General features: G+C 68.6%; 14 protein-coding genes. 5 read left to right on the top strand and 9 right to left on the bottom strand.

The features are described 5' to 3' along the window. Positions 1–13: 13 nt before the first annotated feature. Positions 14–859: a BPSS1780 family membrane protein gene (locus tag FKV23_RS16510; RefSeq protein WP_141624847.1), complete on the top strand. Its 846-nt coding sequence runs from the start codon at positions 14–16 to the stop codon at positions 857–859. A 36-nt stretch (positions 860–895) separates the two neighbouring features. Here FKV23_RS16510 and tatC read toward each other — a convergent pair whose 3' ends face one another. The 4 genes from tatC to FKV23_RS16530 form a co-directional block, all read right to left on the bottom strand. Continuing rightward, positions 896–1,660, bottom strand: a complete 765-nt coding sequence (gene tatC, locus FKV23_RS16515) for a twin-arginine translocase subunit TatC (protein WP_141624848.1) — start codon at positions 1,658–1,660, stop codon at positions 896–898. Beyond that, on the bottom strand, positions 1,638–2,015 hold the full coding sequence (gene tatB / locus FKV23_RS16520; protein ID WP_141624849.1) for a Sec-independent protein translocase protein TatB: 378 nt from the start codon (positions 2,013–2,015) through the stop codon (positions 1,638–1,640). Before tatB ends, tatC begins: the two co-directional genes overlap by 23 nt. Positions 2,016–2,044: 29 nt before the next feature. Further along, the gene (tatA, locus tag FKV23_RS16525; protein ID WP_141624850.1) at positions 2,045–2,287 is read right to left on the bottom strand and encodes a Sec-independent protein translocase subunit TatA; all 243 of its coding nucleotides are present in this window, start codon (positions 2,285–2,287) and stop codon (positions 2,045–2,047) included. A 157-nt stretch (positions 2,288–2,444) separates the two neighbouring features. After that, positions 2,445–3,344 carry a lipid-binding SYLF domain-containing protein gene (locus FKV23_RS16530; protein ID WP_141624851.1) on the bottom strand — a complete coding sequence of 300 codons (900 nt, stop codon included), beginning with the start codon at positions 3,342–3,344 and terminating at the stop codon, positions 2,445–2,447. 192 nt (positions 3,345–3,536) lie between these two features. Between FKV23_RS16530 and hemH the strand changes: the two genes are divergently transcribed. Both hemH and FKV23_RS16540 read left to right on the top strand, forming a co-directional pair. Further along, positions 3,537–4,565, top strand: coding sequence for a ferrochelatase (gene hemH, locus FKV23_RS16535; RefSeq protein ID WP_141624852.1), 1,029 nt, complete (start codon positions 3,537–3,539; stop codon positions 4,563–4,565). 8 nt (positions 4,566–4,573) lie between these two features. Beyond that, the gene (locus tag FKV23_RS16540; protein WP_407067688.1) at positions 4,574–5,434 is read left to right on the top strand and encodes an alpha/beta fold hydrolase; all 861 of its coding nucleotides are present in this window, start codon (positions 4,574–4,576) and stop codon (positions 5,432–5,434) included. On the opposite strand, the gene FKV23_RS16545 is transcribed toward FKV23_RS16540, so the two are convergent. The 3 genes from FKV23_RS16545 to ttcA all read right to left on the bottom strand — a co-directional run bounded on the left by FKV23_RS16545 (position 5,421) and on the right by ttcA (position 8,361). Continuing rightward, complete coding sequence (locus tag FKV23_RS16545; RefSeq protein ID WP_141624853.1) at positions 5,421–6,224, bottom strand: M48 family metallopeptidase; 804 nt, start codon at positions 6,222–6,224, stop codon at positions 5,421–5,423. The two genes, FKV23_RS16540 and FKV23_RS16545, sit on opposite strands and share 14 nt — an antisense overlap. A 250-nt stretch (positions 6,225–6,474) precedes the next feature. Beyond that, complete coding sequence (locus FKV23_RS16550) at positions 6,475–7,377, bottom strand: recombination-associated protein RdgC (protein WP_141625261.1); 903 nt, start codon at positions 7,375–7,377, stop codon at positions 6,475–6,477. Positions 7,378–7,485: 108 nt separating this feature from the next. Beyond that, positions 7,486–8,361 (bottom strand): tRNA 2-thiocytidine(32) synthetase TtcA, encoded by an 876-nt coding sequence (gene ttcA / locus FKV23_RS16555; RefSeq protein WP_141624854.1) that lies wholly within the window; start codon positions 8,359–8,361, stop codon positions 7,486–7,488. A 118-nt stretch (positions 8,362–8,479) separates the two neighbouring features. Between ttcA and FKV23_RS16560 the strand changes: the two genes are divergently transcribed. Further along, positions 8,480–8,698, top strand: coding sequence for a YdcH family protein (locus FKV23_RS16560; RefSeq protein WP_141624855.1), 219 nt, complete (start codon positions 8,480–8,482; stop codon positions 8,696–8,698). Between the two features lie 28 nt (positions 8,699–8,726). On the opposite strand, the gene plsB is transcribed toward FKV23_RS16560, so the two are convergent. Further along, positions 8,727–11,462 carry a glycerol-3-phosphate 1-O-acyltransferase PlsB gene (gene plsB, locus FKV23_RS16565; RefSeq protein WP_141624856.1) on the bottom strand — a complete coding sequence of 912 codons (2,736 nt, stop codon included), beginning with the start codon at positions 11,460–11,462 and terminating at the stop codon, positions 8,727–8,729. Between the two features lie 37 nt (positions 11,463–11,499). Next, complete coding sequence (locus FKV23_RS16570; protein WP_141624857.1) at positions 11,500–12,471, bottom strand: hypothetical protein; 972 nt, start codon at positions 12,469–12,471, stop codon at positions 11,500–11,502. Positions 12,472–12,854: 383 nt separating this feature from the next. On the opposite strand from FKV23_RS16570, the gene FKV23_RS16575 reads away from it, so the two are divergent. Further along, a complete protein-coding gene (locus FKV23_RS16575) occupies positions 12,855–13,445 on the top strand; it encodes a hypothetical protein (protein WP_141624858.1) in 591 nt (196 codons plus the stop codon). Positions 13,446–13,458: the final 13 nt, after the last annotated feature.

Genomic DNA, 13,458 nt, shown 5'->3' on the forward strand with positions numbered 1-13,458 from the left:
ACCCGATACCGACATGCCCCATATCAACAAACTTTCCGCCAGCCAGGGCGCGCAGTGGCTGCTCGACGGCTTCACCCTGCTGCGCAAGGCACCGCTCGCCCTCGGCGTGCTCGGGCTGATCTGGGGCGGACTGTCCGCAATCGCCTCGTTGACCGGCCAGGTCTGGATGAGCCTGGTGCTGGCCGTGTTCGGGCCGCTGTTGTTCGGCGGGGTGATCTACGCCGCGCGCGAGGTCGATCAGGGCCGCAGCGCCCAGCCCGGTCACCTGCTGCAGGGCCTGCGCGAAGGCAAGATGGCCCGCTTCCTGGTGATGCTGCTGCCACAACTGGCCGCGCTGCTGGTGCTGGCGTTGCTGCTGGTGGCGATGATCGGCAGCGAGCAGCTGCAACAGATGGCCGAGGTGATGCAGAAGATCCAGGACAGTGCGGGCAACCCGGACCCTGCGCTGCTGGAGGCGTTGCCGGTCGGCTCGCTGTTCGCCTGGCTGGTCGCGGTACTGGTGGTCAGCATGGTGGCCGGCTTCTTCACCCTGATCGCGATTCCCGACGTGATGTTCACCGACCGCAGCGGCTTTGCGGCGATGGGGCTGAGCTTCCGCGCCTGCCTGCACAACATCGGCGCGGTACTGGTGTTCATGGTGCTGCTGGTGATCACCTTCTTCGCGCTGAGCATCGCCGCCAACATCCTGGTCGCCGTGCTTGGGATCGCGCTGGGCCTGCCGATCGCGATGCTGATCGGGCAGACCCTGTTGATGTCGGTGCTGCTGCCGTTGATGGGCGCGACGATCTATTCGGCATGGCGGCGGATGCTCGATGGCACCGCCCCGCCGCCGATGCCCAGTGCCGGGATCGAGGTGTAGGAACGGGAGAAGCGCAGCCCCGTGGCCCGGGGGCGCCTATTCCGGCTTGGGAGCCAGCCAGCGCGAGGCCAGGATGCCGAGTTCGTACAGGGCCATCATCGGTATCGCCAGCATCAGCTGCGAGATCACGTCCGGCGGGGTCACGATCGCGGCGACCACGAACACGCCGACGATGGCGTAGCCGCGCGCTTCACTCATCTGCGCGGGCGTGACCCAGCCCAGCAACGACAGGATCACCAGCGCCACCGGCAGCTCGAAACTCAGGCCGAAGGCAAAGAAGATCACCAGCACGAAGTCGAGGTAGGCATTGATGTCGGTCATCATCGACACGCCTTCCGGGGTGATGCCGGTCAGGAAGCCGAACACCACCGGCAACACCAGGAAGTAGGCGAACGCGCAGCCGGCATAGAACAGCGCCACCGCCGATACCAGCAGCGGCATCGCCAGCCGTTTCTCGCGCTGGTACAGGCCGGGGGCGACGAAGGCCCAGGCCTGGTAAAGCAGCCACGGCATCACCAGCACCAGGGCGACGAAGAAGGCGAGCTTGAGCGGGGCGAAGAACGGCGAGGCGACCTCGACCGCGATCATGTGCGCGCCTTCCGGCAACCGGGCCACCAGCGGCGCGGCCAGCCAGGCGTACAGCTTGTGCGAGAACGGCATCACCACCAGCAGCGCGGCGAGCAGGCCGAGCACGGCACGCAGCAGCCGGCTGCGCAGCTCGACCAGATGGTCGAGCAGGCGCGGCTCCTCGGCCGCACCGTGCCCGCCGGCATGGGGATCAGGCGCGCGGGGCTGGGTCATCGGATGGCGGCGTGTCGGTGGGGGCGGGCGGGTCGCCGGCAGGCTCGGACGGGGCTGGATCCGCGGCGGCGCGGTCCGGGTCCATCGTTTCGATCTCGCGCCTGAGCGCGGCGCCGCCTTCATTGAGGCTGCGGCCGGCCTCGCGCAGGTCGTCGCGGGCGTCGAGCAGGCTGCGTTTGAGTTCTTCGTCGGCCAGCTCGCGCTCGAACTCGGTCTTCACCGAGTACCACTGCGCACGCGCGCGCCGCACCCACAGGCCGGCGAAACGCGCGGCCCTGGGCAGGCGCTCGGGCCCGAGCACGAGCAGCGCGATCACCGCGATCACGAAGATCTCGGTAAAGCCGATGTCGAACATGTCAGGCGAAAACGCGTGCGGGGCCGGGATCAGCGCGGATCGCGCTCGTCCTCGGCTTTCTGCCCGCTGCGCGTCTGGGTGGACGAGGAAGCGTCGTCCTGCGGCAGTTGCTTCGGCGCGTCGTCGGCCTGGTCATCGGTCTTGACGCCGTCCTTGAAGCCCTTCACGGCTTCGCCCAGGTCCTTGCCGATGTTCTTCAGCCGCTTGGTACCGAACACCAGCACCACGATCAGGAGGACGACCAGCCAGTGCCAGATGCTGAAACTGCCCATGGGATTGCCCGTTGGTAAGTGGGCCTCACAGGATAGCGCAGTGCCGGCTCCAACCCGATGACAGCGGACGCAGACCCGACTTGAAAGACCTCATCCACCCGCCATCCCGCGATTGCGGGAGGTGACGACGCTCACGGTCCGGGGTCGGTCCGCCCGTTCAGTGCGGCAACGGCTCGGCCTGGACCGGCTCCTGGATCGGCTCCTCGACCGTCTCGAACCCGCCCGATTGCGGCTCGGCCTGGCCGATCGGCGCGGTGCTCGCGGGCGGCGGCTCGACCGTGGTGGTCGGCAGGGTCGCGTCGGCCGGGGCCGGCCGGGTGTCGGTGCCGCGGGCGGCGCGGGCGGCGGCGGTGGCCTCCTCCAGCTGGTCGCGGAAATCGACCACCGCATCCGACGGGGTCTGTCTGGTGCGGCCCTCGAAGATCATCCGCGGGGTGGTGCCGTCGCCATAGACCGCCAGGTTGGCCTTGTCGTCGATGCTCAGCACCGCACCGTCCAGGGCGATGCCGGCGAACAGGCCGCGTGCGCGCGACCACGACCAGATCTCGGCCTTGAGCTGGCCGTCGGTGGCGGTGGCGGCATTGCGGCCGACCGGACCGGCGGCGACGCCGGCATCGGCGCCGAGGGTGACCTTGCCGTTGACGATCGAATCGAGCCCGCGCGCCTTGCGGAACACCAGCACCACGTCGGCCGACTGCACCCCGGCCTGGAAACCGACACTGCCGCCGGTCAGCTTGACGAAGCTCGGCTGCGACCAGGTGCCGTCCGGATTCTTGACCGACATCAGCCCGTGGCCACGGCGGCCACCGAGCACCAGGCCGATCTTGAGCGTGTCGGGCACGACCACGATCCCCTTGGCCTCGTCGAACAGCTTGTCCGGGATCGCCGACTCCGGGATCCCCTGCACCTCGGCCAGGACCCGCAACGCATCGCGGGCGCGCTGGTCCTCGGTCGGGCCGGCAACGGCGGTGGTGGCGGCAGTAGCGACGCCAGCCAGCAGGATGGCTGCAAAGGACTTCCGGGCTAAGGATTTCAGGAACGCGATGTGGAGGAGCATGGCGGCCTCACGGCAGGGTTTGGCGACGATTGTGATCCAGCGTGACGGAGTGCGAATGAATCCGTGCGAAATCCGCGACAACACAGGGATGATGCGGCCTGTCGCACCCTGCGCGGCCCTCCCCCGGCTGAACCCGATCGCACCACCTGTCATGCTATGCGGCCCCGGATGCCAGCCGCAGACGCCAGCCCGATGTCCCCATCACCCGCCACCGCCGTCGTCCTCGTCAACCTCGGTACGCCCGATGCGCCGACCGCGGCCGCGGTGCGCCGCTACCTGGCCGAGTTTCTCAGCGACCCGCGCGTGGTCGACATGCCGCGCTGGCTGTGGCTGCCGGTCCTGCACCTGGCGATCCTGCCGCTGCGCTCGCGGGTGGTGTCGGAGAAATACGCCAGCATCTGGATCGAAGGCGAGCACGGCCCTGCCCAGAACGGCCGCGCCGAGAATGGCAACTCGCCGCTGGCGGTGTATACCCGCCGGCTGACCCGGGCGCTGCAGGCCGAACTGCCGCAGGCGCATGCATCGGGCGTGCGGGTGATCGATGCGATGCGCTACGGCAACCCTTCGCTTGCAGCGACCTTGCAACGGCTGCGCGACGAGGGTGCGCAACGGATCGTGGTGCTGCCGCTCTACCCGCAGTATTCGACCTCGACCACGGCCTCGGTGGGCGACGTGGTGGCGAAGTTTCGTGCATCCGCGCCCGGCGTCGAGGTGAAGATGGTCGAGGACTATCACCTCGACCCCGGCTGGGTCGCTGCGGTCGCCGACTCGATCCGCGCCCACCGCGAAGCCAATGGTGCCGGCGAACACCTGCTGTTCTCGTTCCATGGCCTGCCGCAGCGCTTCGTCGACAACGGCGACCCGTATGCGCGCCAGTGCGAGGCCAGCGTGGCCGCGATCGCCGCCGCGCTGGGTCTGGCCGACGATGCCTGGACGCTGTGCTACCAGTCGCGCTTCGGACGCGAGCCGTGGCTGGAGCCGTCGACCGAGGCCACCCTGGCCACGCTCGCCGACCGTGGGGTGAAAACCGTGGACGTGGTCGCCCCCGGCTTCGCGGTCGATTGCATCGAAACGCTTGAGGAGGTCGCCATGATGCTGGCCAAGGGCTTCGCCGGACGCGGCGGCACGCTGCGCTACATCCCCTGCCTCAATGCGGAACCGGCGCACGCGCGTGCGCTGGCGGATATCGTGCGCCCGGTGCTGCAGGCGACCGAGGCATGAGCGCGCCGATGCGCGAGCTCGTCCTCGATACCCCGATGGGCCGGATGAGCGGCCTGCGCGGCGGCCCGTCGAACGGTACACGCGTACTGGCCCTGCACGGCTGGCTCGACAACGCCGCCAGCTTCGTGCCGCTGCTACCGCACCTGGACGGCCTCGACCTGGTCGCGATCGACCTGCCCGGCCACGGCCGCAGCGCGCATCTCGCACCCGGCGCCGACTACTCGTTCGCCGGCGCGGTCAACGCGGTGCTCGACGTCGCCGACGCGCTGGGCTGGGAGCGCTTCGCCCTGCTCGGCCATTCGATGGGCGCCGGCATCGCCAGCCTGCTCGCCGCAGCCTGCCCGCAACGGGTCGAGCGGCTGCTCGCGATCGAGGCGCTCGGCGCGCTGGCCGATGAGGTCGACAATACGGTGGTGCGGATGCGGGACGCGATCATCGCGACACGCGCGCTGCAGGGCAAGTCGCTGCGAGTGTTCCCCGACCTCGCGCAGGCGGTGCGTGCGCGCATGAGCGCCGGCCACCGGCTCGGCAGTCGCCTCGCCGAGCCGGCCGCACGGCTGCTGGTCGAGCGCGGTACGGCGCCGGTCGAGGGCGGCTTTGTCTGGTCCAGCGACCCGCGCCTGACCCTGCCGACCTTCCAGCGCCCGACCGAGGCGCAGGTCAATGTGCTGGTGGCCGGGATCGAATGCCCGGCACGGGTGATCTTCGCCGACCCGGCCCAACCCTACCTGCCCGATCCGCTGCGCCGCGAACGCGTCGCCCTGCTGCCGCGTGGCGAGCTGGTGGTGATCGAGGGCGGCCACCATCTGCACATGGAACAACCAGAAGCGGTGGCACAGGCCATCGGCGATTTCTTCATCGCCCCGTAGGACCGCCGCACAGCGCGCGCATCATCGCCTTCAGGCGGCGGCCTTCGGCATGGAAATAGTCGCGTTCGGCGCGCCAGTCGGGGAAGCGAGCCTCGACCTCGCGCCAGAACGCGTGCGAGTGGTCGGCGTGGACCAGATGGCAGAGTTCGTGCACCAGCACGTACTCGAACGCCGACGGCCGTGCCAGCACCAGGCCGAGGTCCAGCGCCATGGTGCCGTCCGGGGCCAGCGAACCCCATTGCGAACTCATCACCTTCAGCCGCACCCGCCGCGGTGCGCACGGCAGCCCGGACAGGTAGCGCGGCAGCCAGCGACCGACATCGGCGCGCGCCTGCGCCTCGTAGAAGTCGCGCAGCGCGCGGCGCAATGCCGGGTCGCCGGCACGAGGGTTGGCGATGAACAGCAAGTGGCCGTCGGCTTCGGCCTGCAGCCGGGTGAAGCGGCCTTCCCGCCATTCGACCGGTAGGCTGTCGCCGCGCAGCGGCAGGGCGACGGTCTCGCCCTTGATCAGGGTCGGCAGGGCGTCGATGGTATAGCGGTCGATCTGCTCGGCCAGCCAGCTGCCGTGTTCGAGCGCGAAGCGCTCTGCGGCGACCAGAGACGAACGCGGCGGCAGGGTCAGGCGCGCACCGCGCTCATCGACCGACAACCGCAACCGCCGAGCGCGCGGATCGCGCACCCGTGTCATTTCGATCAGGCGGCCGTCGGGCAGGGTGAACTCGACGGCTTCGCGCTCGACACGGCCAACGGACCGTGCCCGCGGCGCGAGCAGGCGGAAAGGGGGTGTCATCGACGTATGGGCAACTGCGAGGCGGGAGGAGGACTCGACGCCGTCCCCGCGCGGCGGAAACGGCGATCAAGAACAGGCGACGTCGTACATCACCGATCTTCCATGGATGGAGGCATGATACCTCCGGGCATCGTCGCCAGGACATCGTGAAGGCGAGTCCACCAGGTGCGTACGGAGTGTGGGAACGCCTTGCCGGCCCCGAAAACTGCGCGGCAGCTCTCGGGGCTTACCAGGCACAGCTTGGTAGCAGTCAGTCGACCTTGCTGAGCTTGAGCGCCGACTCCAGCACCGCGAACAGGCGCTTGGTCTCGCCTGCCATCAGTGCGAAACGGGCGTCGAGCTCGGCGCGCATGTCCTCGGTGTCGGTGGCCTCGAGCTCGTCGACGGCACCGTCGAGCAGCTTGAACTTGCGGATCACCAGGTCCTCGCCGAGCACGAAGCTGACGTGGTCGTCGAGATTCAGCGCCAGCCGGGTGACCTGCTTGCCGGACTCCAGGTGCTTGTTGATCTCGTCCGATTGCAGTTCCATCCGCTGCACCTTGACCACCGCGCCCTGGTCGACCGGATCGCGCAGCTCGCATTCGTCGCCCAGCGACAGGCCGTCGGGCAGCGGCTCGCCGGCGAGCCAGCCGGTCAGAATCGAGCGCGGGGCGACCTCGGCATTGAGCGGCAACGCCGGGAAACTGCCCATCGCACGGCGGATCTCGCTGACCACGGTCTCGGCGTTCTTGCGGCTGGACGTGTCGACCACGACGATGCCGTGACTGCGGTCGATCAGTGCATCGGTGCGGCTGGGCTTGATGAAGGCGCGCGGCAGCAGGTCGGTGATCAGTTCGTCCTTGATCCGCTTGCGGGTGCGACCACCGGGCTTGCGGCCTTCCTTGCGCTCGATCTCGGCCAGCTTCTTGCCCAGCATGTCGTTGACCACGCTGCCCGGCAGCAGCCGGTCCTCGCCGCCGACGGTCAGCCACATCGCGTCGTTGACCGCGTGCGACAGGGCCTCGGCATCGCGCCCGAACGGGCTGATGAAACCGCGGCTGGACAGCTCCAGCGGGCCGACCGGCTTGAGCTGGCATTCGTCGAGGCCGCTGTCGAGGTCGTCGAACTTCTGCGCGGTGGGGAAGCGGAACAGGGTCAGGTTGCGGAAGAACATCGAATCGAGGATTCCTTGCGTCATGGTCATCCCGAACGAAGTGAGGGATCTGCTTTTCTTGCCGTGGCAAAGCAGACTCCTCGGGCATCGCCCTCGGAATGACAGGGGTTATTCGTTCGCGTGCGGCTCGCCGGCCAGCCACGCATGCATGTCGGGCACGTCGCCGCCATGGCGGCCGAGCGCGAGGAAATCGAACAGCTTCGGGTCGCTGAGCTGCGACGGACGAATGTCGCCAAGCGCACGCGCGATCGTCTCGATGCGGCCGGGCGACTCGCGCTCCCATGCCGCCATCATCTTCCCGACCTGCTTGCGCTGCAGGTTCTCCTGCGAACCGCACAGGTTGCAGGGGATGATCGGGAACTGCTTGAGCTCTGCATAGCGGGCGATGTCGTCTTCGCGCACATAGGCCAGCGGGCGGATCACCACGTGCTTGCCGTTGTCGCTGAGCAGCTTGGGCGGCATGCCCGACAGCTTGGCGTGGAAGAACAGGTTGAGGAAGAACGTCGCCACCAGGTCGTCGCGATGGTGGCCGAGCGCAATCTTGTTGAAGCCGTACTCCTCGGCGTAGGTGTACAGCGCGCCGCGACGCAACCGCGAGCACAACGAACACATGGTCTTGCCTTCCGGCACCACGCGGGTGACCACCGAGTAGGTGTCCTGCTCGATGATGTGGTGGTCGACGCCGATCGAGCGCAGGTACTCCGGCAGCACGTGTTCCGGGAAGCCGGGCTGCTTCTGGTCGAGGTTGACCGCGGTGATCGAGAACTCGACCGGCGCCCTCGATTGCAGCTGCAGCAACACGTCGAGCATCGTGTAGCTGTCCTTGCCGCCGGACAGGCAGACCATGACCCGGTCGCCGTCCTCGATCATGCCGAAGTCGGCGATCGCGCGGCCGACCTGGTGGCGCAGGCGCTTGGCCAGCTTGTTGGCCTCGTGCGCGGCGCGGCGCGGCAGCGGTTCGGCTAGGGGCAGGACAGTATTCATCGACCGCCAGATTCTACCGGAGTGCCCCGCCGGACGAGCAGCCAGGCCGGATCGTCATGACGCAACAGCCGGCGGCGCGCTAAGCTGCCGACAGCGATCCAAGCCCGGCCCAGCCCGCATGCTCGAGAACGACGACCCCGCCATCATCGCCCGCCGCCTGGGCGAGCTGCGGCTCGAACACCGCGACCTCGACGCGGCCATCGTCCGTCTGGTCGCGCTGGGAAGCAGCGACCCGCATGACGACCTCGCGCTCAAACGGATGAAGAAACGCAAGCTGTGGCTGAAGGACTGCATCGCCCGGCTCGAGAGTGCGCTGATTCCCGACGAGCCGGCCTAGGGCCGCCAGTTTCCGCGCAACTCGAACCTCACCCGCCCGCAACGGGCTCGGCCGGTATGTCTCCGGCAACCTCCGGCGCCATCTCCGGGCTGATCTTCTCGATCGTGTGGCGCAGTTCGCGGCCGAGGATGAACTTGGCGTCGCGGGCCCACTGGTCGAGACGGTTGTCGAAGGCGAGCTTGCCGTCATCGTCGCTCCAGACCAGACCCAGCTCGCGCAGTTTCTGGATGAAGCCGCGGAACAGGGTCTTGTCGAAGAACTCCGGCGCGGCCGGTGCGTACAGCAGACTCAGGCGCTGCGCGGTGAGCTGGCACATGCTTTCCAGCTGACCGGCAGTAAGGGTGCCGGCGCCGTTCTTGGCCAGCACCGAGATCGCGATGTAATAGCGCTCGAACGCCTGCTGCAGCGAATGGCCGATCGCGCGCAGGCGGAACACCTCGTCGCTCTGGCCGGGGCTGCGGGCAAGGATGCCGCCCTCGTCGTCGCTGACCCGCTGCAGCAGCCCCTCGTCGATGAACACGCCAATGGTGGCCTCGATGCGGGCGGCGAACTCGTCTTCGCTCCACGGCAGGAACAGTTCGGCCTGCAGGAACGGGTACACGCTGCGGCCCAACCGCAGCAGGCCGGCCAGACTCATGCGCCGGTTGTGCTGGAAGCAGCAGGCGATCCACGATGCGGCGGTGAACAGGTGGACGACGTTGTTGCGGTAGTAGCTCAGCAGCACCGCGTTGTCGCCTGACACGCCGAGCACGTCGCCGAGCGGATGCGCGGTACGGACGAGCACGCCGATTTCCTCGCCGTGGGCGATGATCTGTTCGGGCGGGTGCGGGGTGACGGTGACGCGCTCGCCGTAAGGCACCTGGTCGAGCAGGGTCTTGCTCAACGCGATCTGGGCCAGCAGGTCGCCCTCGCCCATCGCGTGCTTGGGCGTGGACAGCAGTGCCAGCGCGAGCAGGTTGATCGGATTGACGTCGGCGGCGCGATTGACGTTGACCTGGATGCGCTGCGCGAGTCCGTCGATGGTCTCCGCCAGCCAGGCCGGCTTTTCCTCCTCCGACAGCGGCTCGCCATTCCAGCCCGGCGCATGCTCGGCGAGCATGTCGTTGAGCCGGATCGGCTCGCCGAAGTTCACCACCACCTGGCCGTAGTTGCTGCGCAGGACCTTGGGGATGCCGGTCAGCAACTGCCAGATCGACTCCTTGTTCTTGGGCTTGCCAGACAACTCGTCGAGGTAGCTGTTGCCCTCCATCAGCTTCTCGTAGCCGATGTAGACCGGCTGGAACAGCACCGGCCGGGTCGGCTGGCGCAGATAGGCGCGCACGGTCATCGCCAGCGAGCCGCCCTTGGGAGGCAGCAGCCGACCGGTACGCGAGCGGCCGCCCTCGATGAAGTATTCGATCGAGTAGCCGCCGGCGACCAGCTGCGCCATGTACTCGCGGAACACCGCCGAGTACAGCGCGTTGCCGCGGAACGTGCGGCGGGCGAAGAACGCACCGCCCTTGCGCAGGAAGGTGCCGATGACCGGCAGGTTGAGGTTGACCCCGGCAAAGATGTGCGGCGGCACGATGCCGCGGGTGTACAGCAGGTAGCTCAGCAGCAGGTAGTCCATGTGGCTGCGGTGGCTGGGCACGTAGACCACCTCGTGGCCGGGGGCGTCCTGCTTGAGCTTGTCGAGGTGGTGGACCAGCACGCCGCGGTAGATCCGGTTCCAGACGAAGGTGAGCAGGAAGCTGGCCGAGCGCACCACCGGGTGCGAGTAGTCGGCGGCGATCTCGTAGGCGTAGGCGTGCGCCTTCTTCCAGGCGTCGGTCTGGGAGGTCTTGTCGCGGCGGGCCTGGTCGGCGATCGCCTCCTTGACCGTCGACGCGGCCAGCACCCGGTCGACCAGCAGGCGGCGGGTCGACAGGTCGGGGCCGATGATCGCGGCACGGATGCGGCGGAAATGCGCGCGCAGCACCCGCGACAGTTTGCGCACGGTGCGCTCGGGCGGCAGGCCTTCATCGCTGATTCCGCGCAGCGACACCGGCGGCGCGAACCGGACCAGGGTGTCGCGCCCATTGAGCAGGATCGCGAGCAGGCGGCGGAAGCGGCCGACCAGCGCCCAGTTCTCCGAGAACAGCACCGAGAACCAGCCGCTCTGCTTGTCCGGCGCACGGCCGACGAAGATCGACACCGGCACCAGTTGCACGTCGAGCCCGGGCTCGGCGCGATGCGCCTCGAGCAGGCGCGCCAGCGATTCGGAATGACTCTTGCCCGAGGGCGGCGAGCTCCCCAGCGGCACGCGGGTGGCATTGCGCCGCGACAGCGCAACGTAGGCGCGCTTGCGGCCGAGCGGATCGCCCGGCAGCGGCTGCAGCGGTGAGGGCAGGCCGGCCTCGCGACAGGCGCGGTCGAGGATCAGCGCGTTGGACAGGCCGTAGTCCTCGAGCACGTAGCAGAGCGGGCGGCCGCGGCCGTCGTCATGGATGCCGGGGTCCGACGGTTCGATGGTCAGCGAGACCCATGGCGCCAGCATCCGCCCGAGCAGGCGCGCCCACCAGGGGCGGCGGGTACGCACCGGGCGCGAGGCGGCGGGCGCGACGGCCGGGGCGGCGTCGGAGATTGGCGGCGGGCTGGGATCGGCGGCATCCCCGTCACCCGTGTGGCTCGGCTTCACCTCCGCCGACGGCATGGACATGGCGGAGTCGGCCGGCGCGTCCGCGGTCTTCGACGGGTCGGCGGCGTCCGGGAATGGCAGGGGCGACTGTTTCGGCATCCCCATCATTATGCCGGTAGCCGGCGACGGGTAGCGTTTGCCCGACTCAGGATGCCGCCGCCGCAGGCTCGCCGCTATCGGCGCCAGTCCCATCGGGCGCGGCGTCCGGCTCCCCCGCATCGGTCTCGCCAGTCGACGGCAGCGGCCCGGCCTCGTTCTCGGCATGGCGCAGCAGATCGCTCAGGTACCAGCGGTCGTCATGGCGCTCCAGCGCGAGCACCACGTCGATCTCCTGCCCGGCCAGGACGTAGCGCAGGCGCACCTGTGCCCGGTCGCCGGTCTGTTCGACCAGACTGGATTCGACACTGTCCAGCGCGGCATCCAGGTCCAGGCCGTAGTCGGCCAGCACCTGCTTCAACGTTTGGATGAAGGGCGTCATCCGTTCCAGGCCGGGCTCCAGGCCGGCCGCGGCAAAGGCGTCATCGCCGGCCAGCCCGGTTTCACGGGCCGCGGCCGCCAGCCGGGCCAGTGCCGGACCGGCACGCTGGCGATCGGACAGTGGCGCCTGCTGACCCCACTGGCTGAGCACGGCGGCCAGTTGCACGTAGTGCTCGCGCTCCGCGTCGCTGTAGTCGGAGTGGTTGTTGATGTACTGCGCCGCGAACAGACCCAAGGCCGAGGCGGTGGCGCGCAGTTCGCGGGTGGCGCCAGCGAACTGGCGGTTGTAGACCGCCATCAATTCCTGCTCCGAGTCCGGCTCGGCCAGGGCGGTGATCATCGCCGGCAACTGCTCGTCCAGAGGCAACAGGGTCAGCGGCCACAGCGTGCGGCCCTGCGACCACGCGACGCCCAGCCGCGCATGCAGCGCGGGCGGTACCGCGTGACGGGCATAGGCGTTGAGATCATTGCGGCGCAGGTCGTCGACCAGTTGAGCCACCGCTTCGGTCGGGCGGTTCGGCGCAGTTCCGACGTCCAGCGGCGCCGGCTCAGGCCGGCAAGCCGCCAACAATACCGCCCCGGCCAGCACGGCCCATAACCAACGCTGGCGATTGACCGGAGCCCCCCGGAAACCTTGCATGCGCATCCCCCCTTTCGCTGACCGGCATCTTGGCGGTCGCGGTACGGGCAGACAAGGCGGGGTATTGCCAACCTGGTCGCGGATCGAACCCGCAATCGAGACGCATCGGGCACGGTGCTCAACGTTGCGTGGGAACTGACACAGGACGTCATAAGTTGTCGCTGAACCAGGCAACAGAACAGAAAACATGATGGTTGCGTGAAGTAATGCGCTCTGCACCACACCACTTCAGAGCCGCTTCAGCGCCTTAATGTGATGCGCATCTCAATAGTTGGCACGATTCCTGCTCGCCTCTTCACGTTTTCTTCATCTTGCCCAGCGTCCATCCGACACAAGCCGCAACCACTCCCCCCACCCTTCAGACCCAGCGAGCCAACATGCCCATGAACCTCAAGCACAGCCTTCTCGCCGCCGCCGTCCTGGCGGTCGCACTTCCGCTCACCACCCACGCCAATTCGAGCTTCATCGACGGCAACGGCAGCGCGACCGCGCACCTGGACTTCCAGGTGACCGTGCCGCGGGTCCTGCTCCTGCGCGTCGGCTCCGACGCCGGCACCGTCGACCTGATCGATTTCGACGTGACCGCCGCCGACCTGCAGAACGCCGGCACGCAGACGGTCAGCGGCACCGGTGGCGACCTGGGCGGCGGCAGCGTCACCGCGCACGTGATGGGCAACAACGGTGCGATCACCCTCGGCGCGACCACCGTGGGCGCGCTGCTCAACGGAGACGGCGATTCGATCTCCTATGCCGAGATCACCACCAGCAGCAGCGACTCTGGCCTGCCCTCGCCGACCCTCGTCGACGGCACGACCAGCTCGGTAGTACTGGCCCCGACCTCGGGCAGCAAGGTCACCGACCGCAGCGCCCAATGGACCTTCGAGTACGCCAACAGCGCGCTGGTCGCAGCCGGCACCTACGGCGGCCAGAACGTCAACAACGGTCGGGTGACCTACACCGCCGCGATGCCCTGACCCGGCGCTGGTA

It is taken from the genome of Lysobacter alkalisoli, from assembly GCF_006547045.1.
Classification (GTDB): Bacteria; Pseudomonadota; Gammaproteobacteria; order Xanthomonadales; family Xanthomonadaceae; genus Marilutibacter; species Marilutibacter alkalisoli.